Source organism: Streptomyces sp. NPDC006174 (genome assembly GCF_040614075.1).
Taxonomy (GTDB): Bacteria; Actinomycetota; Actinomycetes; order Streptomycetales; family Streptomycetaceae; genus Streptomyces.
Genome location: NZ_JBEXTJ010000009.1, coordinates 152,941 through 171,837, shown reverse-complemented (window position 1 = coordinate 171,837; position 18,897 = coordinate 152,941). Strand labels below are relative to the sequence as shown.

The window sequence follows — 18,897 nt, the reverse complement described above, 5'->3', positions numbered from 1 at the left end:
GCAGGCCCGACCCTCGTAAGCCCTGAAAGCCGCCTGCGCACCCTACCGCGCGGCCCTACGCCACCACCTCCTTGACGTCAGCTCAACGTGTGGTTCTCCGCACCTCACCCCCAGGCCCCCTCCGCCGCCGCGTCCCGGAAGACGTCGGCAACATCGCGCGGCGGGCGGCCCAGGGCTCGGCGTACGCCGTCCTTCAGCGGGGCCTCGCGGCTCGTGCGGATCGGGTCCAGGGCGGCCGTCCAGAGCTTGGCCTCCACCTCCGCCATGCCCTGCGCGATCAGCTCGTCCCGGAACGCCGTCTCCTCGGCCGCGACGTAGACGGCAGGCGCACCGCCCCGCGCCTTCGCGATCTCGTCCAGGACGTCGGCGATGCCCAGCGCGCGCGGGCCCGACAGCTCGTACACCTCGCCGTCGTGGCCGTCCTCGGTGAGGGCCGCCACAGCAACGGCCGCGATGTCGTCCGTGTCGATGTACGCGGCCTGGCCGTCGCCGACCGGAAGAGCAAGCTCGCCGTCGCGTACGGCGTCGAGGAAGACGCCCTCGGTGAAGTTCTGGATGAACCAGCCGGGCCGCAGAATCGTCCAGGCCAGCCCGGAGGAACGTACCGCCTCCTCGCCCTTCAGGTGCGGGCCTCCGTCGAGGAGCGGAGAGCCGAAGTAGCCCGGTACGTCGACACCTCGGGCCGAGAGCAGCACCAGCCGTCGCACTCCGGCAGCCACGGCCTGCTCGACGAAGGCGGGCGTCGGGGACGGCTCGGTGTCCAGCGGGACGATGTAGACGGCCTCGGCCCCTTCCAGGGCCGGCGCCCAGGTCGTCGGGTCCTCCCAGTCGAACCGGGTCTCGCCGGACCGGGAGGCCGCCCGGGTCTCCACTCCCATCTCACGGAGGCGGGCCACCACACGGCGGCCGGTCTTGCCGGTGCCGCCGATCACCAGAACCGGAGACGGAGACGAGGACGGAGACGGAGACGGGGACGGGGTCTGTGCGGGTGTTGCGTCTGGCGTGTGTGTCATGGCTCGAGCCTGGCCCGGGCTCCGCCGCCCCGCCATGGCTCAGCGTCCGGGAGGGATGTCCGACCGTCCGGGCCCTGGAGGCGGAGAACGCGTGAGGCCCGGATCCAAGAGATCCGGGCCTCACGTTTTCCATCAGTAGCGGGGACAGGATTTGAACCTGCGACCTCTGGGTTATGAGCCCAGCGAGCTACCGAGCTGCTCCACCCCGCGTCGGTGAACCCCACCCTACGCCACTTCCCGCCCCGCCGTGACCAGCGGCGACCGCCGTCCCGTACCGCCGAAAGCCTTTGCCTGCACGACCATTCCTGACGAGCCGTCAGTTCAGTAACCTGACAGAGCGTCAGCCAATCGCGCCTGCCCCCACGAGGACACCGGGCCGGCGGACCATTGAGCAGGAGTGGCGGAACGATGCTTGGATCGACTCACGGCACCCTCACCACCGACTTCCGCGCCCGGGTGGTGGCCTGCGGCGAGGAGCCGCACGCCTCCGTCGTCAGTCTGCCCACCGCCACCCGGCAGGGCGGGCTCGATGTCAGCGGGCGGCCACTGCACCTGGCCGTGCCCGACCTGGACCGCTTCTTCCGGCCGCGCTCGGTGGCCGTCGTCGGCGCTTCCGACACCGAAGGGCGCCCGAACACCGGCATCACCCGGCAGCTCATCGCCTGGGCCGAGCGCGTCGGAGCGCGGCTGTATCCGGTGCATCCGGCCCGGGACGCCGTGTTCGGCCTGACCTGCGTCCCGTCGGTCGCCGCGCTGCCGGAGCCCGTCGACCTCGCGGGTCCTGCTGGTCGCCGACCCGCTCCCGGTGGTCGAGGAGCTCGGCGAGGCCAAGATCCCGTTCGCCGTGGCCTTCGCCTCCGGGTTCGCCGAGACCGGTGAGGCGGGCGCGGTGGCACAGGCGCGGCTGGCGGCGGCCGTGGAGCGGTCCGGCGTACGGCTGCTCGGGCCGAACACCAACCTGAACGCCTTCGAGGAGTTCCGGGACGACCTGGAGGGCCCGGCCATCGCTCTCATCACCCAGTCCGGCCACCAGGGCCGGCCGCTCTACACGCTCCAGGAACTCGGCATCCGGCTCTCGCACTGGGCGCCGACGGGCAACGAGGCCGATCTGGAGACCGCCGACTTCCTGGCGTACTTCGCGCAGCGGCCGGAGGTCGGGGCCATCGCCTGTTACATGGAGGGGTTCAAGGACGGCCGCGCCTTTCTGCTCGCCGCCGACCGGGCCGCGCGCGCGGGTGTGCCGGTCGTGGCGGTGAAGGTGGGACGTACGGAGGCCGGGGCCGAGGCCGCCGCCTCGCACACCGGCAAGCTCACCGGAGCGAACCAGGTGGTGGACGCGGCGATGCGGCAGTTCGGTGTGGTCCGCGTGGACGGTCTCGACGAACTCCAGGACACCGCGGCCCTGTTGGCCCGCGCCCGGCCGCCGCAGGCCGAGGGCGTCGCCGTGTACTCCATCTCCGGCGGCACCGGCGCCCACTTCGCCGACCTGGCGACCGCGGCCGGTCTGCCGCTGCCCACGCTCTCCGCCGCCAAGCAGGACGAGCTGCACACCTGGATACCCGGCTACCTCAACGTCGCCAACCCGATCGACAACGGCGGCCACCCGGTCGGCGACCACCGCGGCCGGAAGATCATCGACGCGATCCTCGCCGACCCGTCCGTAGGGGTCCTGATCTGTCCGATCACCGGCCCGTTCCCGCCCATGAGCGACCGCCTCGCACAGGACCTGGTGGACGCCGCCGAGGCCACGGACAAGCTGGTCTGCGTGATCTGGGGCTCTCCCGTCGGCACCGAGGACGCCTACCGCACCACGCTCCTCGGCTCCTCCCGCGTCGCCACCTTCCGCACGTTCTCCAACTGCGTCACCGCCGTGAAGGCCTACCTGGACCACCACCGCTTCGCCACCGCCTACCGCTCCCCCTTCGACGAGGCGCCGCGCACCCCTTCTCCGTCCTTCCGCAAGGCGCGCGGCCTGATGCGGCCGGGCCAACAGCTCAGCGAGCACGCGGCGAAGCAGCTCCTGCGCGCGTACGGGATCCGCGTGCCGCGCGAGCAGCTCGTGACCAGCGCGGCGGGTGCGGTCCGGGCGGCCGGTCCGGTCGGCTACCCGGTCGTGATGAAGGCCTCCGGGCCGCACCTGGCCCACAAGACGGAGTTGGGCCTGGTGAAGGCGGGGCTGACGTCCGCCAGCCAAGTACGGGACGCCTACCGCGAGTTGACCGACATCGCCCGCTTCGAGTCGGTGGACCTGGACGGCATCCTGGTCTGCCAGATGATCGACCGGGGCGTCGAGATGATGGTCGGCGTCACGCACGACCCGCTCTTCGGCCCGACGGTCACGGTCGGACTCGGCGGTGTACTGGTGGAGGTGCTGCACGACACGGCGGTACGGGTGCCTCCGTTCGGCGAGAAGGAGGCCCGGGACATGCTCGGCGAGCTGCGCGGCCGGGCGCTGCTGGCGGGCGTACGCGGCGGAGCGCCGGTGGATGTGGACGCGCTGGTGGAGGTGGTGCTGCGGGTGCAGCGGATGGCGCTGGAGCTCGGCGACGACCTGACGGAGCTGGACATCAACCCGCTGGTGGTGCTGGGTCGCGGGCAGGGCGCGGTGGCTCTGGACGCGTTGGCGGTGTGCCGGTGAGCGCGGAGCCTGGGGACCGTACGCCGGTCGCCGGCCCGGAACCCGTGGAACGTACGCCGGTGGCCGGCCCGGAACCCGTGAGCCGTGTTCCGGTCGCGGGCCCGGCATCCGTCGACCGTACGCCGTCGGCCTCCGCGCCCGTCGAGTCCACCGTCCTCCACTCCACCACCGCCGACGGCGTCTCCTGGATCACGCTCAACCGGCCCGAGGCCATGAACGCCGTCACCTGGGAGCAGCGGGAGCGGGTCATCGACCTGCTGGCCGACGCCTCCGCCGACCCGGCCGTACGAGCCGTCGTGCTCACCGCGACCGGGCGCGGCTTCTGCGCGGGCGCCGATCTGCGCGGCGCGCCCACGCGGGCCCGCGAACGGGTCGCCGGCGATGTCGCCCGGACCATCCGGCTCGGCGCGCAACGGCTCATCGCCGCCGTGCTGGACTGCGAGAAGCCGGTGATCGCCGCCGTCAACGGGACCGCCGCCGGGATCGGCGCGCATCTGGCGTTCGCCTGCGATCTGGTCCTGGCGGCCGACACCGCGAAGTTCATCGAGGTCTTCGTACGCCGAGGACTCGTCCCGGACGGCGGCGGCGCGTATCTGCTGCCCCGGCTGGTGGGGCCGCAGCGGGCGAAGGAGCTGATGTTCTTCGGTGACGCGCTGTCGGCGGCGGACGCGGAGCGGATGGGGATCGTCAACCGGGTTGTTACGGAAGGCGAGTTGGCCGGTCTCGCCACCGCGTGGGCCGGACGGCTCGCCTCCGGGCCCACGCGGTCCCTGGCCCTGGCCAAGCAGTTGGTGAACGCGTCTCTGGACAGCGACCGGGCCACGGCGTTCGCGGCCGAGGCGGCGGCTCAGGAGATCAACATGACCACGCGGGACGCCGGTGAGGGTGTGGCGTCGTTCATCGAGCGCCGTACTCCGGAGTACCGGGGCCACTGACCGGAGCACCCGACCTCAGCCTGCCACCGGCGGGTTGAAGCGGTGCGGGACCGGCTCCGACCAGCGCAGCGGAGAGGCGGCGGCGACCTCCCGTACGGCGGCGATCTCGAACTCCACGAGGCGCTCCGCTCCCGGGACCCGCGCCACCGCCTCCGCGTCCCAGACGGTGCGGGCCGAGCCGGTCACGTGCAGGGAGGTGCCGGTGGCCCAGCCGGGGACCAACAGCCCGGCGGCCGGGTTGAGTTCGAGGTTGCCGAGGGTCAGGAACATGCCGTTGCCCGCGTAGTCGGGCCAGCGCAGCAGCCGGGGTGTGAGCACCTGGACGAAGCCCGGGTTGCCGCCCCGGTGCGAGGCGTCGGCGTCGCCTCGGTCGGAGGCGGTGGCGACGAAGAAGGTGTCGGCGGTCCGCAGCGCCTCCTGCTGCGCGGGGCTCAGGGCGTCGCCGTCCGCGACCGTGTGGCGCTGACCGCTCTCCTCGCCCGGTGCGATCCGGTGGTGGTGGCGCTCCTGGATGTACTTGGGGCAGTTGGCGACGGCCTGGTCGAGGGTGACGCGGAGGCCGTTCCCGTCGCGGACCGCCCGGCCGTTCATGCGCATCCGCCGACGGGTGGCCGGTTCGATGCCGATCATGCCGATCCGGGCCGGGGCCACCTCACGCTTGCCGGCGCCGTCCGGGCCGGCGCTGGTCAGCAGGCCGGCCAGTGGGTCGCCGGGCAGCGGCAGGGCGTCGATGACCAAGGTGTCCGGCGCGGGGACGCGGAGGAATCCCGGTTCGCCGGTGAGCTGCGTCGCCCAGATCCGGCCTCGCTCGTCCGCGCCGCCCACCACCAGGAAGGGCTGCCGGGCGAGGAAGTCCGCCGCCACCTCGGGGATGTCCGGGCGGATGGCCCGCTGCGCACCGGCCGCCCGCCGGTCGAGACCGGCCCGCTCCTGCACGGCGAGCTCACCTCGGTGGTATCCGCTCATGGTTCCGCACCTTGCCCTTTCCGCTCCGGCCATGCCTGGGACGTGTCCGGCCTAGAAGAAACCGCAGGTGGGAGCACCGGCGCTCGGTGCGTCCGCCGGGTCGGCGCCGGTCGGCGCGTAGACCTCCAGGCGGATGCCGTCGGGATCGGTGAAGAAGATGCCGCCCGAGGTGCCGGTCTCGCCGTGCGGTACGACGCCGTCGTAGGCGAACGCGGCGCCGAGCGAGCGCAGCACCTCCTCGGTGGCCCGGACCTCCTCGACGGTGTCCACCTGGAAGGAGAGGTGGTGGAGACCGGGCAGCGCCGGATCGAACGCGCCTGCGCTCTGCTGCCACAGGGTCACCACGAGCCGGGTGTCGCGCCCGAGGAAGGCCCAGCGGCGGTCGGCGTCCTCGCCTTCGGCCAGCACGTCGAAGTCGAAGACCTCGCGGTAGAAGGCGGCCGAGCGGTCCAGGTCGGTGACGTTGAGGCCGATGTGGCCGGTCTGCAGGTTCTTCGCCTTGCTCATGGTCGGATCCTCACGCTTTCGGTCGTCCGGTCGGCGTCGCGAGTACTCCCGCAACCAGTAAAAGAGAATTTAAAGGTTAGAACGGAGGCCGTCAACCGGTGAAAATTTCTTGACCGGTTAGAATCGAAGGAGAACACCTCGCGACGGAAGGACCCACAGCCGTGCCGCACTCCACCGGGCCCGACCCCCGGCCGCTGACCGGCGAACCGCTCGCGCTGGATCTGCTCAACACCCGCTGGATCGACACGGAGGGCCCGCGCGACCTGCTGGAATCCGAGAACGGCCTGGCGATCTGGCTGAACAGCGATCCGGTCCGCGCCCACACGGGCCCGCTCGCCGCACCCGCCGGCCGCGCCACCTTGGACCGGCTGCTGGAGACCCGTACGGCACTGGAGGCGCTCGCCGCGTCCGCCGCCCGACAGGAACCGGCCACGCCCGCCACCGCGGCGGCACTCAACGAGGTGCTGTCGCACGGCCGCATCCGCCGCACGCTCGGGCCCGACGGGCTGCCGGAGTCGGCGGTGGAGGTGGACGACGCGTCCTGGGGGCCGGCCTGGTACGCGGCCGACAACTGGCTCCACCTGGTGGCCGACCGGCCCGACCGCATCCGCCCGTGCGCCAACGACGCCTGCGTCCTGCACTTCTACGACATCTCCAAGAACGGCACCCGCCGCTGGTGCTCGATGGCGGGCTGCGGCAACCGCGCGAAGGCGCAACGCCATTACGCGCGCCGCACGGGCGCGTGAGGCGAACGAGCGCGTGGCACATGTGGGTTCACATCTGACGTTCCGTCAGCTCTAATGGCCGGGTGATGGGACACGCAGGCATGGCCGCCACCGCCGTCCGGTACCTCAGGTCCGTCGGCGCCGCCACGACAGCAGACCGGCCGCCTCTGGAGGTACTGCCCCGGCCGGACCTCAGGGCCGTCCGGGACGACGAGCGGCTGCGGATCGATCCGGCCGAATTCCGCCGCGTACTGGGCCACTTCGCCAGCGGCGTCACGGTCGTCACCGCGCGCGACGAGGACGGACCGACCGGCTTCGCCTGCCAGTCCTTCGCCTCGCTCTCGCTGGACCCGCCGCTGGTGTCCTTCATGGTCGCCCGTACGTCGACGACCTGGCCGCGCATCGCCCGCGCCGGGTCGTTCTGCGTGAACATCCTCGGCGCCGAGCAGGGCGCGCTGTGCCGGGCGTTCGCGGTGAGCGGGGCCGACAAGTTCGCGGGCGTGGCGTACGAGGAGGCCCCGGCGACCGGGTCACCGCTGCTCGACTCCGTACCGGCCTGGATCGACTGCCGCGTCCACACCGTCCACACCGGTGGCGACCACCTCATCGTGGTGGGCCGGGTGGAGGCGCTCGGCGCGGCGGAGGAGGCGGAGCCGCTGCTGTTCCACCGGGGCGTGTTCGGGCGGTTCAGCCGCTAGCGGCCTCCGAAGCCGCCCTCGCCCGCCGGATCACCAGCGACATCAGCGCGGCCACCGCGCACAGCGCTCCCGACGCGTACCAGACCACGTCGTAGCCGCCGAAGACGTCCCGCGCCACTCCGCCGAGGAACGCCACCACCGCCGCGCCCACCTGGTGCGAGGCCAGGACCCAGCCGAAGACGATCGCGTTGTCCTCGCCGTACTGCTCACGGCAGAGTGCCAGCGTCGGTGGGACCGTGGCGACCCAGTCGAGGCCGTAGAACACGATGAAGAACACCATCGGCGGCCGCACGTCGGGCGCCATCAGCATCGGCAGGAAGAGCAGCGAGATCCCGCGCAGCGCGTAGTAGACGGCGAGCAGGCGGCGGGCGTCGAAGCGGTCGGTGAGCCAGCCGGAGAAGATCGTGCCGATGATGTCGAAGACGCCGATCACCGCGAGCAGCGAGGCGGCCGCCGTGATCGGCATGCCGTGGTCGTGGGCGGACGGGACGAAGTGGGTGCGGATCAGTCCGTTGGTGGAGGCGCCGCAGATCGCGAACGTACCCGCCAGCAGCCAGAACGGGCCGGTGCGCGCGGCCTGGAACAGCACCTTCACCGTGCGGCGGGCCGCGCCTCGGGCCGGGGCCGGCTTCGTCAGGTACACCCCGCCGTACGGGGCGAGCCCCACATCGGCCGGGTGGTCGCGCATCAGGAGCCAGACGAACGGGACCACGACCAGGGCCGCCAGCGCGACGGTGACGGAGGCGGGCCGCCAGCCGTGCTCGTCGACGATCCAGGCGCAGAGCGGGAGGAAGACGAGCTGGCCGGAGGCGCCGGCCGCCGTGAGGATGCCGGTGACCAGGCCCCGGCGGGCGACGAACCAGCGGTTGGTGACGGTCGCGGCGAACGCCAGCGCCATCGATCCGGTGCCGAGGCCGACGAGCAGGCCCCAGTAGATCATCAGCTGCCACGAGGCCGTCATCCAGACGCTGGCGAGCGCTCCGGCAGCCACCAGACTCAGCGCGGCCGCCACGACCCGGCGGATGCCGAAGCGGTCCGTCAGCGCGGCGGCGAACGGCGCCGTCAGGCCGTACAGCGCCATGTCGATGGAGACCGCTAGCCCGATCTCACCGCGCGACCAGCCGAATTCGGTGTGGAGCGGGTCGATCAGCAGGCCGGGCAGCGAGTTGAAGGCCGCGCCGCCGATGATCGTCACGAAGGTGACGGCGGCGACGATCCACGCTCGGTGGATACGGGGCCGCGGGCGGCGCGCCTGGCCGGGCGGCTGGCGCCGGTCGTCGTCCTGGGCGGCGCTTTCGATGGTCTCGGTCACGGACACAGCTTCCTGGCCTGCGCGTTCCGCCACGAGTGGCCCGGAGGACACGGTTCGCAGGAATCGGGCCACCGGACCTCGGGGCGGCGCACGAGGTCGGTGTCCCCCGCACGTACCATCGGCCGCGGTCGGCGCGGCCGTCCGGCCGGGCGCCTCGTACGCAACGGATCCGGGGGATCTCATGCAGTGGGTCGTACGTCAGCAGTTCCATCGCACCTCGACATCGATGCAGACGTGGGGAGCCGTCCTGCTGCTCGCCGCCTGCGCGTTGTGGGTGCGGCTGGCGTTCCTGCTGGTGGAGCAGTCGGACGCGTCCTGTTACGGGCACACGCAGAACTGCGACCTGATCGAGGCCTGGCCCGAGCAGCTGACGATCCTGGCGATCTCGGTGCCGGTCTCGGTGCTGGGTGTGGCGCTGTTCGTGGCCGGTACGGTCCGCCGGCAGATCAGCGCGCACGTCCTGGAGGTCATCGAGATGCAGCGGGCGGAGGCGCGGCAGAAGGAGAAGGCGAAGGGGAAGTAGCGCGCCTTCGGGCCCTCCTGGCCCCTGCCCGCACCGCCCAGGCCACCGCCGCGCCCACCGCGTACCAGAACAGGTCCGGAGCGTTGAACGTCGAGCCGAGCACCAGCCGGGCCGCCGTGCTCCGCGCGGAGAGGCCGGCGGGCACACCGGTGAGCTGGAGGAGCTCGACGGCCCAGCTCAGGACGAGCGCGGTCCCGGCCACGACGACGGGCCGCGCGCGGGGCGCGCAGAGGGCGACCAAGGCGCAGAGCAGCACCGTATAGAGCGCGCTCCCGGCGTACTTGGCGAAGGCGCCGTCCGCTCCGGCGCGCACGGCGAGGCCTGCGGCCACGGTGACGGCGGCCGCGCCCGTGGCGGCCACGCGGGCACGGATGGCGGAGGACCGTGCCGGCGACATCGCACGGGCGCGGATGGCGGAGGGCCTTGCCGGCGACATCGCATGGGCGCGGATGGCGAAGGGCCGTGCCGGCCACGTCGTACGGGCACGGAGCGTCGACTCTCGTGCGGGATGCCTCACGCGGGCACGGAGCGAGGAGCCTCGCGCCGTAAGCCTCGCGCGGGCCAGGAGCACCGAATCCCGTACGGCAGACCTCACGCCAACCCCACCCTCCTCAGCTGCCGGATCGGCCGGGCCACCAACAGCACCGCCACCACCACCATGTTGATCACGGCCGCCACCACCAGCAGTTCCGGTGCGCCCACCGCCTCGGCCACCGGGCCGGCCAAGGCGCGGCCCGCCGCGACCATCAGGAGCGAGCCGGCCACATCGTAGGCGTGCAGCCGGTTCAGGGCCTCCGGCGGGACGTGTGTCTGGACCGTCGTGGACCACATCACCAGCCAGAACGCGGCCGCCGCGCCCGCGAGCAACTGTCCTGCCGCCAGCACCGGCAGCGGCATTCCGAGCGCCAGCACCACCAGGCTCACCGCGACCAGCGGCAGCGCGACCGCGCCCGCCGCGAGCGGGTGGGACGGGCGCAGCCGCAGGGCCATGAGGCCGCCGACGACGCTGCCGGCGCCGTTGACCGCCATCAGCATCCCGTACGCCCCCGAGCCGTGCGCCTGCGTGACCAGGACGGCGGTGAGCGGGAGCACCGGGCCGAGGACCGCGAAGCCGTAGACGGTCCAGACGGCGATCACGCCCCAGAGCCAGGAGCGCGCCCGGAACTCCCGCCAGCCGCCGACGAGTTCGGCGGTGAAGGTGCCACGTATCGCGTCGTCGTGCGGTGCGGGGGCCAGGCGCATCAGGAAAAGGCAGGCGCCGGAGACCGCGAAGGTGGCCGCGTTGGCCGCGTAGACCGCTCCGGTGCTCGCCAGCCCGACGAGCACGCCCGCGAAGGCCGGGCCCGCCATCGTCATCAGCGCCTCGGAGACCCGCAGGACGGCGTTGGCGCGCTGGACGTCGGTGGAGACCCGTGGCACGGTCGAGGCGACGCCGGGCTGGAAGAGCGCGGCGCCGATGCCCGCGATCGAGCTGAGGACGTAGACCGACCAGAGCGGCGGGTTGCCGAGCGCGAACGTGACCGCCAGCACCGAGGCGCCGACCAGCCGCAGCGCATCGGCGACGATCATCATCCGGCGCGGCGTGAACCGGTCCGCGAGCACGCCGCCGAAGAGCACGAACACCGCCAGCGGCCCCATCCAGGCGGCCAGCGCGAAGCCGACCGACGAGGCGGGCCGGCCGGCGCCCAGCAGTCCGGCGGTGAGGGCGACGGGGATCATGCCGTCGCCGAAGAGCGCGACGGTACGGGCCACGAAGAAGTAGCGGAAGTTACGGTTCCAGAGCCCGCCGGAACCGACCGGCCCGAGCGGACCGAGCGGCGGGAGCGGGGGCGAGGGCGGTCGGGTGTCACGTGAGGCGTCGGGAATGGACGCGGTCTCTGTCGGCTTCTCCATCACGTCGCTAACCTGTATCAGCCGATGGTCTATACCAGCCACCGAGTTTCCCGGCGGGCTTCCGACGAGCCCGCCGGCGCGTTCCGAGGAGGCACCGCCATGCCGCACCGCGTCGCCGTCCTGGCCCTGGACGGGCTGCTCCCGTTCGAGCTCGGCATTCCCGACCGGATCTTCGGCCGCTCGCTGGACCCCGCACCGGGCAACAAGGGCAGGAAGCTGTACGAGGTCGTGACCTGCTCGGTCCGTCCGCCGGGGCCCGTCCGGACCGACTCCGACTACGCGATCCTCGTCGAGCACGGCCCGGAGGCGCTCGCCACCGCCGACACCGTGGTCGTCCCCGCCTCCTACGAACTGGGCCCGGTCTTCGACGAAGGCAGGCTCACTGACGAGCTGGCCGCCGCCTTCGCCCTGATCCGGCCCGGCACGCGCATGGTCTCCATCTGCACCGGCAGCTACGTCCTGGCCGCCGCCGGCTACCTGGACGGCCGCCCGGCCACCACGCACTGGTCCTCCGCCGACCACTTCCAGCGGCTCTTCCCACAGGTCCGCGTCGACCCGGACGTGCTGTTCATCGACGACGGCGACGTCCTCACCTCGGCCGGGGTCGCCGCAGGGATCGACCTCTGCCTCCACCTGGTGCGCCGCGACCACGGGGCCGCCGTCGCCAACGAGATCGCGCGGCGCACGGTGGTGCCGCCGCACCGGGACGGCGGCCAGGCCCAGTTCATCCACCGCCCGGTCCCCGAACCGCAGTTCGCGACCACCACCACGGCCCGTGCCTGGGCACTGGGCCGGCTGGAGAGGCCGATCCTGCTGCGGGACATGGCCCGGCAGGAGTCGATGAGCGTACGGACCTTCACCCGCCGTTTCCGCGAGGAGGTCGGCATCAGCCCGGGCCAGTGGCTGACCCAGCAACGGGTGGAGCGGGCCCGCCATCTGCTGGAGTCCTCGGACCTGTCGATCGACCAGGTGGCCCGCGACGCCGGTTTCGGCACGGCGACCTCGCTGCGCCAGCACCTCCAGGCGGCGCTGGGCGTGCCGCCGACGGTGTACCGGCGTACGTTCCGCCGGGCCCCGGCGGACACCGCGTAGGCAGGTTTACGTCGCCGGGTTCGGCAGCAGGTCGTCCAGCTCCGCCGCGAAGAGCTGCGCCGGGTCGAAGCGCATCCCGGCGAAGTGGCCGGCGAGCTCCAAGGAGAGGACGCCGTGCATCCGGGTCCAGAAGCTCATGGCCAGGTGCAGGGCGGCGGGCGGAGCCGGGTGGTCACCGGCCCAGTCGCGGTGGTCGGCGAGGTGCGCGGCGAACGGGGTCTCGGAGGCGTCCTGGGTGAGCGCGGCGCAGGCGGTCAGCAGGGTCGCCATGATCTCGGAGGAGATCGCGGTGGTGTCGTCCGGCGCGTGGTAGCCGGGTACCGGTGTGCCGTAGACGAGGAAGTACCGGTGCGGGTCCTCCAGCGCCCAGCCGCGCAGCGCGTGCGCCAGGCCTGACAGGTCGGCGCCTTCCTCGGCGGCCGTACGCAAGGTGTCGGCGAGGCTGCGGTACGCGTCCCGGATCAGCTCGGTGATCAGCTCGTCCCGGCCGGCGAAGTAGCGGTAGAGCGCGGGGCCGCTGACACCCATCCGCTTGGCGATCGCGTTGAGCGAGAGCGCGGAAGCGCCGGCTGTGGCGATCTGCTGCCAGGCGTGTTCCTTGATCTCCGTACGGACCTGGGCGCGGTAGCGCTCGCGCGGGGTCACGGGGTCGGACGTGACGTCGGATTCGGCGTCGGACTTCGCCATGGTGGGTCACCTTCCGCGGCCACGCCGTGAGGCTACTTACTCAAAGTTTCGTTAGAAGGTATCACGGAACCTCTTGACCCCTCACCTCGCGCTGCGTTACAACTTCTAACGAAGGCAGGATCTACTAGCTGAGGAGCAATCGCATGGCCCGCATCCGTCCCGCCGCCTTGTTCACCGTCCCGCTCGTCGCCGCCGGAATCCTTGCCACCTCCGTCGCCACCGCCGCGCCTGCCGCCGCTCGTCCCGGACCGTCGCTCACCTGCCAGGGCAAGGGCGTTGACGCCAAGGCTCAGGTCCGGGCGCGGGCGGAGACCGTCATCGACGCGCCGCTGAGCACCATCTGGAAGCTCCAGACGGACGTGGAGCGCTGGCCGAGCTGGCAGGCCCACGTCACGGAGGTGGACCGCCTCGGCCACGGACCCTTCCGTCCCGGTTCGGCGTTCCGCTGGACGACCCCGATCCCGCCCAGCCCGGCAACTCCCGCAACCAGCCTGGACATCACCTCCACCGTCCAGCAGCTGAAGCGCAACTCCTGCATCCGGTGGACCGGGCCCGCCGTCGGCGAGGGCCTGCACATCGACGGCGTCCACGTCTGGAGCTTCGAGAAGGTCCGGGGCGGCGTCCTCGTCCGCACCCAGGAGACCCACACCGGCGAACAGGTCGACGCCGACGCCCCGTTCGCGACCGAGATCCTCCAACAAGGCCTGGACGCCTGGCTGGTCGACCTGAAGGCGGCCGCCGAGGCGCGCTCGTGCCACCGCCGCTGACTCAGAAGACCAGGACTCCTCGCGCCACCGCGCCGTGGTGCGCGTCGTCGGCGGCCTTGGCGAAGTCCTCGACCGGGTAGGTCTCGGTGACCAGTTCGTCCAGGAGCAGACGGCCCTGCCGGTACAGGTCCGCGTACAGCGCGATGTCGCGCTGCGGCCGCGAGGAGCCGTAACGGCAGCCGAGGATCGACTTGTCCAGGTACATCGAGGAGACGGTGAACGACGCCTCGGCGCTCGCCTCCGGTACGCCGAGCAGGACCGCCTGGCCGTGCCGGTCCAGCAGGTCGATCGCCTGCCGGATCAGCTCGGTGCGGCCGACACACTCGAAGGCGTGGTCGGCGCCGTCGGGCAGGATGTCCCGTACGCCGTCGGCGCCGGCCAGGAAGTGCGTGGCGCCGAACTGCCGGGCCACCGCCTCCTTCGCCGGGTTGTTGTCGACGGCGACGACGGTGAGCGCGCCGGCCAGCCGCGCGCCTTGGAGCACGTTGAGGCCGATGCCGCCGGTGCCGATGACCACGACGCTGTCGCCGCGGTCGACCTTGGCCCGGTTCAGTACGGCCCCGACGCCGGTGAGCACGCCGCAGCCGATCAGCGCGGCGGAGGTGAGCGGCAGGTCGGCTGGGATCTTCACGGCCTGGACGGCACGGACCAACGTACGTTCTGCGAAAGCGGAGTTGGAGGCGAACTGGAAGAGTTCCTTGCCGCCTCGCGAGAACGGCCGGCCGGGCCGTCCGATCGCCTTGCGGCACATGGTCGGCCTGCCTCGGTCGCACTGCGCGCAGGTCCCGCAGTTGGCGAGGGTGGAGAGCGCGACATGATCGCCGGGCTGTACGTGGCCGACGCCAGGGCCGACGGCCTCCACCACGCCCGCGCCTTCGTGGCCGAGCACGACGGGTACGGGAAACGGGATCGTGCCGTCGATCACCGACAGGTCGCTGTGGCAGAGGCCTGCGGCGGCCACCGCCACCAGGACCTCGCCGGGGCCCGGAGCGCGTATCTCCAGGTCGTCGACGACCTCGGTCCGTGTGCCGTCGAAGACGACGCCTCTCATCTCGGCTCCCTCGGTAGGCCGAGCACCCGCTCGGCGATGATGTTCCGCTGGATCTCGTCGGAGCCGCCGTAGATGGTGTCGGCCCGGCTGAAGAGGAACAGGTGCTGTGCGTCGGTGAGTTCGTACGGTGTCTCCGCCGACCAGGACCGTGCGCCGACGGCTCCCGCCTCGCCGCTCACCTCCACCGCCAGCTCGCCGAGCCGCTGGTGCCAGCCGCCCCAGAGCAGCTTGGCCACGCTGGGAGCGGCCGGGTCGCCGGTGGTGCCCAGGGTCCGGAGGGCGTGGTGGCGCATGGTGGCCAGCTCGGCCCACTGGCGTACGAGGCGGGCCCTGAAGACCGGGTCCTCGGCGGTTCCGTTGGCCCGGGCGGTGGCGATCACCTGGTCCAACTCCTGTGCGAAGCCGATTTGTTGGGCCAGCGTGGAGACGCCGCGCTCCACGGCGAGCAGGCCCATGGCGACCTGCCAGCCGTTGCCTTCGCCGCCGACGGTTTCGGTGGCCCGGGCGCCGTCGAAGAAGACCTCGTTGAACTCGCTGGTGCCGGTCATCTGGCGGATCGGCCGCACCTCGATCCTGCCCGGCTGGTCCATCTCGACGAGGAGCAAGGAGAGGCCGTGGTGGCGGGTCGAGCCGGGGCCGGTGCGGGCGAGGACGAAGCACCAGTCGGCGTCCTGCGCGAGCGAGGTCCAGATCTTCTGGCCGGTCACGGCGTACCCGCCCGTCCCGACCGGTACGGCGGTGGTGCGTATCCCGGCGAGGTCGGACCCCGCGCCCGGTTCGCTGTACCCCTGGCACCAGAAGGTCTCGCCGCGGGCGACGGGTGGCAGGTGGCGGCGCTTCTGTTCCTCGGTGCCGTAGGTGATGAGGGTCGGGGCGAGGAGGTTCTCTCCGATGTGGCCGATGCGGGCGGGAGCGGCGGAGCGGGCGTACTCCTCGGCCCAGACGACCTGCTCGGCGAGGGTGGCGCGGCGGTTGCCGTACGTCTCGCCGTCCTCGCCGGGCCAGCCGATCCCGATCCAACCGGCCTTTCCCAACTCGCGTTCCCAGGCACGGGGGTTGGGTGCGGGGGTGTCGGCGAGGCGGCTGTCCAGCCAGGCGCGTACCTCGGTACGAAAGTCCATGCGTGCCTCCTGTCGTCCTGAGGGCTCCGCCCCCAGACCCCCGGTCCTCAAACGCCGGACGGGCTTGGTTTCTCCGCGCGGGATGCCGGAGGGGCTTGGCTTTGCAGCCCGTCCGGCGATTGAGGACCGCGATCCGGGGCGGAGCCCCGAAATCAGCCTCTCCGGCGCGTGAGGAGCGGGAGTTCGGGGGTGGAGCCCCGAGGGCCGTCACGCGTTCGGCCGCGTCCCTCGCCTCGCCGCCTCCGCCATCGCCTCCACCCGCGCCAGCATCGGCATCGGATCCACTCCCACCGTCCCCGGCAGAAAGGCCGCGATCCGTTCCGGAGTCCACGGCGACCCCTCCGCGTACGCCGCACGCAGCTCCCTCGGCTGCGCCCAGACCGCGATCTTGGGGCCGGCGATCGTGTACACCTGGCCGGTGATCTTCTCCGCCCGAGCCCGCTCACTGAGCAGGTAGACCACCAGCGCCGCTACCTCCTCCGGCTCACCGATCTCCGCCAGCTCCACCGGCACGCCGGCCGACATCCGGGTCCGGGCCACCGGTGCGACCGCGTTGGCCGTGACGCCGTACCGGTGCAGGCCCAGCGCCGCGCTGCGGACCAGCGAGATGATCCCGCCCTTCGCCGCGCTGTAGTTGGCCTGCGACACGCTCCCCTGGTGGTTGCCGCTGGTGAAGCCGATCAGCGTGCCGCCGGCCTCCTGCTTCCGCATCACCGCCGAGGCGGCCCGGAAGACCGTGAACGTGCCTTTCAGGTGCGTCGCGAGGACCGGGTCCCACTCCTCCTCGGACATGTTGAACAGCATCCGCTCGCGCAGGATCCCGGCCACGCACACGACCCCGTCGAGCCGTCCGTACTCCGCCAGCGCCGTCTCCACGATCCGCCGGCCGCCCGCCATCGTGGAGATGTCGTCGGCCACCGCGACCGCCGAGCCGCCCGCCGCCTCGATCTCCTTGGCGACCGACCGGGCGATCTCGCTGCTCGGCTCGGAGCCCTCCACCGAGACGCCGTAGTCGTTGACGACGACTCGCGCGCCTTCGGCCGCCGCCGCGAGCGCCACCGCCCGTCCGATGCCACGGCCGGCCCCGGTGACGGCGACCACCTTGCCTGCCAAGAAGTTCCCCATGCCCGGCCCCTTCCCGCAGTTTCTGACGGTCCGTTAGATTTTACAGGCAGGCGGACAGTCCCGCACAAGACCCCGGAGGCCCTCATGTCCCTGCCGGCCGAGTTCCACGAGATCGCCAAGCGCGTGAACAACTGGGGGCGTTGGGGCGCGGACGACGAGCGCGGGACGCTCAACCTGATCACCGACGCCGTCGTCCGGGACGCCGTCGCCACCGTCCGGAGTGGTCGGCGCGTACCGCTCGCACTGCCGCTCCGCCACGGCGGCGTGCAGAGCGGGCTCATTCCGGGCCGGATCGATCCGCTGCACACGATGGTCCAGATCAATCAGGAGTTGTTCGGGCCGGGAACCGTCGCCACCAGCGACGACACCGTGACCATGGGCCTCCAGGCCGCGACCCACTGGGACGCCTTGACCCATGCCTCGCACAGCGGGCGGATCTACAACGGCCGGCCCGCCGACACCATCACGGCGCACGCCGGCGCGCGGTTCTCGTCGATCGCCGCCGTGGAGCATGTCGTGTCGCGCGGCGTGCTGCTCGATGTCGCGCGCGCCCGGGGCGTGGACCGGCTGGACGGCGCGCACGCCGTCACGCCGGAGGACCTGGAGGCGGCGGAGGAGTTCGGAGGCGTACGCGTACGGGCCGGGGACGTCGTCCTCGTACGGACAGGGCAGGTGCGGGTCGTGCTGGCCGGGGACCGGCAGGCGTACGGCCATCCGTCACCGGGGCTGTCCGTGCGCACGCCCGAGTGGTTCCACGCCCGGGACGTGGCGGCGGTCGCCAACGACACGCTCACCTTCGAGATCTTCCCGCCGGAGATCGAGGACCTGTGGCTGCCGGTGCACGCGCTCCACCTCGTCGAGATGGGGATGCTCCAGGGCCAGAACTGGGACCTGGAGGCTCTCTCCATCGCCTGCGCCGAGGAGCGGCGGTACGCGTTCCTGCTCACCGCCGCGCCGGAACCGTTCACCGGGGCCACCGGATCTCCGGTCGCCCCGGTCGCGGTGCTGTGACCCGGTAAGGAGGAAGCGCTCAGGCCAGGTGGTCGGTGAAGACGCAGGCGGGCGGTTCGCACACCTCGCCGCCCTGGAGCACGACCTTCGGCGGCGCGTCCGGCATCACCACCACCGGGCCGCCCCGGTCCACCTCGCACCAGATCTGCTTCCCGGCGCCCTCCGGCTGCCAGCCCCAACGGTCCGCGAGGCCGTCCACCAGCTCCAGGCCCCGCCCGTTGGTGTCGTCGCCTTCCGCGTGGCGCTGGAGCGGCGGGCAGTCGCTGGCGTCCGCGACCTCCACCCGCACGGTCCCGGCGCCGCCGGCACCACCGCCTCCGCCGAAGAGCATCCGCAGCACGGCGGGGCAGCCCGTATGGACGACGGCGTTGGTGACCAGCTCCGAGATCAGCAGGATGAGCGTCTCCGCGAGCGGCTCGTCATCCCCTATCCCGGAACCGACCAGACGCGACCGCGCCCACCTACGGGCCCGTCCCACCTCCGCGGGATCCGGACCGACCTCCAGCTGAACCTGAAGCACCTGCACCGCTCACACCATCCGAACCGGCGGACACATCGCCTCGCGCCTCCTCAGGGTCACGGAACGTGATTCCCTTACGCGACAGCATGGTTGACGTACAGTCACCGCAACAAGCGCTTCGGGCATATTCCAGCGCGAAGGAGTACGCGTGGTGCATACTGTGCGACGCACGCTGCGGGGAGTCGAACAGGAGCGCGCAGAGACCGCGAGAAACGCTCTTCGGGCAGGCCCGGCACATCTCCGGCAAGAGCCCTCGCCCCGGACCGGAGCCGCCGCACAGGCCGCCCCCGGATCGCCCGGTTCCAGAACCACT

General features: G+C 72.2%; 18 protein-coding genes, 1 tRNA gene and 1 pseudogene. 8 read left to right on the top strand and 12 right to left on the bottom strand.

The window, feature by feature from the left end; genetic code table 11:
- Positions 1-104 precede the first annotated feature (104 nt).
- Positions 105-932 carry an NAD(P)H-binding protein gene (locus ABZ267_RS21790; RefSeq protein ID WP_356899721.1) on the bottom strand — a complete coding sequence of 276 codons (828 nt, stop codon included), beginning with the start codon at positions 930-932 and terminating at the stop codon, positions 105-107.
- A 217-nt stretch (positions 933-1,149) separates the two neighbouring features.
- Positions 1,150-1,223 (bottom strand) — tRNA-Met (locus ABZ267_RS21785).
- A 198-nt stretch (positions 1,224-1,421) separates the two neighbouring features.
- Here ABZ267_RS21785 and ABZ267_RS21780 point away from each other — a divergent pair.
- Positions 1,422-3,651, top strand: a pseudogene (locus tag ABZ267_RS21780) (acetate--CoA ligase family protein).
- A gap of 77 nt (positions 3,652-3,728) precedes the next feature.
- A complete protein-coding gene (locus ABZ267_RS21775) occupies positions 3,729-4,586 on the top strand; it encodes an enoyl-CoA hydratase-related protein (protein WP_356747544.1) in 858 nt (285 codons plus the stop codon).
- Between the two features lie 15 nt (positions 4,587-4,601).
- Here the strand turns inward: ABZ267_RS21775 and ABZ267_RS21770 are convergent, their stop codons facing one another.
- Together ABZ267_RS21770 and ABZ267_RS21765 are read right to left on the bottom strand one after the other, a co-directional pair.
- The gene (locus tag ABZ267_RS21770; RefSeq protein ID WP_356747542.1) at positions 4,602-5,552 is read right to left on the bottom strand and encodes a pyridoxamine 5'-phosphate oxidase family protein; all 951 of its coding nucleotides are present in this window, start codon (positions 5,550-5,552) and stop codon (positions 4,602-4,604) included.
- 51 nt (positions 5,553-5,603) lie between these two features.
- Complete coding sequence (locus tag ABZ267_RS21765; protein WP_356747540.1) at positions 5,604-6,059, bottom strand: VOC family protein; 456 nt, start codon at positions 6,057-6,059, stop codon at positions 5,604-5,606.
- A 161-nt stretch (positions 6,060-6,220) separates the two neighbouring features.
- Here ABZ267_RS21765 and ABZ267_RS21760 point away from each other — a divergent pair, with 161 nt between their 5' ends.
- Together ABZ267_RS21760 and ABZ267_RS21755 are read left to right on the top strand one after the other, a co-directional pair.
- The gene (locus tag ABZ267_RS21760; RefSeq protein ID WP_356747538.1) at positions 6,221-6,805 is read left to right on the top strand and encodes a CGNR zinc finger domain-containing protein; all 585 of its coding nucleotides are present in this window, start codon (positions 6,221-6,223) and stop codon (positions 6,803-6,805) included.
- Positions 6,806-6,885: 80 nt separating this feature from the next.
- Positions 6,886-7,482, top strand: a complete 597-nt coding sequence (locus ABZ267_RS21755; RefSeq protein ID WP_356747871.1) for a flavin reductase family protein — start codon at positions 6,886-6,888, stop codon at positions 7,480-7,482.
- Here the strand turns inward: ABZ267_RS21755 and ABZ267_RS21750 are convergent.
- Positions 7,472-8,794, bottom strand: a complete 1,323-nt coding sequence (locus ABZ267_RS21750; RefSeq protein ID WP_356747536.1) for an MFS transporter — start codon at positions 8,792-8,794, stop codon at positions 7,472-7,474. The two genes, ABZ267_RS21755 and ABZ267_RS21750, sit on opposite strands and share 11 nt — an antisense overlap.
- Positions 8,795-9,020: 226 nt before the next feature.
- Here ABZ267_RS21750 and ABZ267_RS21745 point away from each other — a divergent pair, with 226 nt between their 5' ends.
- Positions 9,021-9,317, top strand: coding sequence for a hypothetical protein (locus ABZ267_RS21745; protein WP_356747534.1), 297 nt, complete (start codon positions 9,021-9,023; stop codon positions 9,315-9,317).
- On the opposite strand, the gene ABZ267_RS21740 is transcribed toward ABZ267_RS21745, so the two are convergent.
- Both ABZ267_RS21740 and ABZ267_RS21735 read right to left on the bottom strand, forming a co-directional pair.
- Complete coding sequence (locus ABZ267_RS21740; RefSeq protein ID WP_356747532.1) at positions 9,262-9,714, bottom strand: DUF2809 domain-containing protein; 453 nt, start codon at positions 9,712-9,714, stop codon at positions 9,262-9,264. The two genes, ABZ267_RS21745 and ABZ267_RS21740, sit on opposite strands and share 56 nt — an antisense overlap.
- 194 nt (positions 9,715-9,908) lie before the next feature.
- Entirely contained in the window at positions 9,909-11,210 is a 1,302-nt protein-coding gene (locus ABZ267_RS21735; RefSeq protein ID WP_356747530.1) for an MFS transporter, read from the bottom strand.
- A gap of 99 nt (positions 11,211-11,309) precedes the next feature.
- Between ABZ267_RS21735 and ABZ267_RS21730 the strand changes: the two genes are divergently transcribed.
- Positions 11,310-12,302, top strand: coding sequence for a helix-turn-helix domain-containing protein (locus ABZ267_RS21730; protein WP_356747528.1), 993 nt, complete (start codon positions 11,310-11,312; stop codon positions 12,300-12,302).
- A gap of 6 nt (positions 12,303-12,308) precedes the next feature.
- Here ABZ267_RS21730 and ABZ267_RS21725 read toward each other — a convergent pair whose 3' ends face one another.
- Positions 12,309-12,989, bottom strand: a complete 681-nt coding sequence (locus ABZ267_RS21725) for a TetR/AcrR family transcriptional regulator (protein ID WP_356747526.1) — start codon at positions 12,987-12,989, stop codon at positions 12,309-12,311.
- 143 nt (positions 12,990-13,132) lie between these two features.
- Between ABZ267_RS21725 and ABZ267_RS21720 the strand changes: the two genes are divergently transcribed.
- Positions 13,133-13,756: an SRPBCC family protein gene (locus ABZ267_RS21720; protein WP_356747524.1), complete on the top strand. Its 624-nt coding sequence runs from the start codon at positions 13,133-13,135 to the stop codon at positions 13,754-13,756.
- A gap of 1 nt (position 13,757) precedes the next feature.
- On the opposite strand, the gene ABZ267_RS21715 is transcribed toward ABZ267_RS21720, so the two are convergent.
- The 3 genes from ABZ267_RS21715 to ABZ267_RS21705 all read right to left on the bottom strand — a co-directional run bounded on the left by ABZ267_RS21715 (position 13,758) and on the right by ABZ267_RS21705 (position 17,053).
- Positions 13,758-14,807 carry a Zn-dependent alcohol dehydrogenase gene (locus ABZ267_RS21715; protein WP_356747522.1) on the bottom strand — a complete coding sequence of 350 codons (1,050 nt, stop codon included), beginning with the start codon at positions 14,805-14,807 and terminating at the stop codon, positions 13,758-13,760.
- Positions 14,804-15,928, bottom strand: a complete 1,125-nt coding sequence (locus ABZ267_RS21710; protein WP_356747520.1) for an acyl-CoA dehydrogenase family protein — start codon at positions 15,926-15,928, stop codon at positions 14,804-14,806. The genes ABZ267_RS21715 and ABZ267_RS21710 overlap by 4 nt, the downstream gene beginning before the upstream one ends.
- Positions 15,929-16,135: 207 nt before the next feature.
- On the bottom strand, positions 16,136-17,053 hold the full coding sequence (locus tag ABZ267_RS21705) for an SDR family oxidoreductase (RefSeq protein ID WP_356747518.1): 918 nt from the start codon (positions 17,051-17,053) through the stop codon (positions 16,136-16,138).
- Between the two features lie 84 nt (positions 17,054-17,137).
- Between ABZ267_RS21705 and ABZ267_RS21700 the strand changes: the two genes are divergently transcribed.
- Positions 17,138-18,064 carry a cyclase family protein gene (locus ABZ267_RS21700; protein WP_356747516.1) on the top strand — a complete coding sequence of 309 codons (927 nt, stop codon included), beginning with the start codon at positions 17,138-17,140 and terminating at the stop codon, positions 18,062-18,064.
- A gap of 19 nt (positions 18,065-18,083) precedes the next feature.
- On the opposite strand, the gene ABZ267_RS21695 is transcribed toward ABZ267_RS21700, so the two are convergent.
- On the bottom strand, positions 18,084-18,590 hold the full coding sequence (locus ABZ267_RS21695; protein WP_356747515.1) for an ATP-binding protein: 507 nt from the start codon (positions 18,588-18,590) through the stop codon (positions 18,084-18,086).
- Positions 18,591-18,897 lie beyond the last annotated feature (307 nt).

Coding starts and splice junctions, on each gene's coding strand:
- ABZ267_RS21770 (WP_356747542.1), bottom strand. CDS start 5,552: ATGAGCGGATACCACCGAGGTGAGCTCGCCGTGCAGGAGCGGGCCGGT.
- ABZ267_RS21765 (WP_356747540.1), bottom strand. CDS start 6,059: ATGAGCAAGGCGAAGAACCTGCAGACCGGCCACATCGGCCTCAACGTC.
- ABZ267_RS21755 (WP_356747871.1), top strand. CDS start 6,886: ATGGCCGCCACCGCCGTCCGGTACCTCAGGTCCGTCGGCGCCGCCACG.
- ABZ267_RS21745 (WP_356747534.1), top strand. CDS start 9,021: ATGCAGACGTGGGGAGCCGTCCTGCTGCTCGCCGCCTGCGCGTTGTGG.
- ABZ267_RS21740 (WP_356747532.1), bottom strand. CDS start 9,714: ATGTCGCCGGCACGGTCCTCCGCCATCCGTGCCCGCGTGGCCGCCACG.
- ABZ267_RS21735 (WP_356747530.1), bottom strand. CDS start 11,210: ATGGAGAAGCCGACAGAGACCGCGTCCATTCCCGACGCCTCACGTGAC.
- ABZ267_RS21730 (WP_356747528.1), top strand. CDS start 11,310: ATGCCGCACCGCGTCGCCGTCCTGGCCCTGGACGGGCTGCTCCCGTTC.
- ABZ267_RS21725 (WP_356747526.1), bottom strand. CDS start 12,989: ATGGCGAAGTCCGACGCCGAATCCGACGTCACGTCCGACCCCGTGACC.
- ABZ267_RS21720 (WP_356747524.1), top strand. CDS start 13,133: ATGGCCCGCATCCGTCCCGCCGCCTTGTTCACCGTCCCGCTCGTCGCC.
- ABZ267_RS21715 (WP_356747522.1), bottom strand. CDS start 14,807: ATGAGAGGCGTCGTCTTCGACGGCACACGGACCGAGGTCGTCGACGAC.
- ABZ267_RS21710 (WP_356747520.1), bottom strand. CDS start 15,928: ATGGACTTTCGTACCGAGGTACGCGCCTGGCTGGACAGCCGCCTCGCC.
- ABZ267_RS21705 (WP_356747518.1), bottom strand. CDS start 17,053: ATGGGGAACTTCTTGGCAGGCAAGGTGGTCGCCGTCACCGGGGCCGGC.
- ABZ267_RS21700 (WP_356747516.1), top strand. CDS start 17,138: ATGTCCCTGCCGGCCGAGTTCCACGAGATCGCCAAGCGCGTGAACAAC.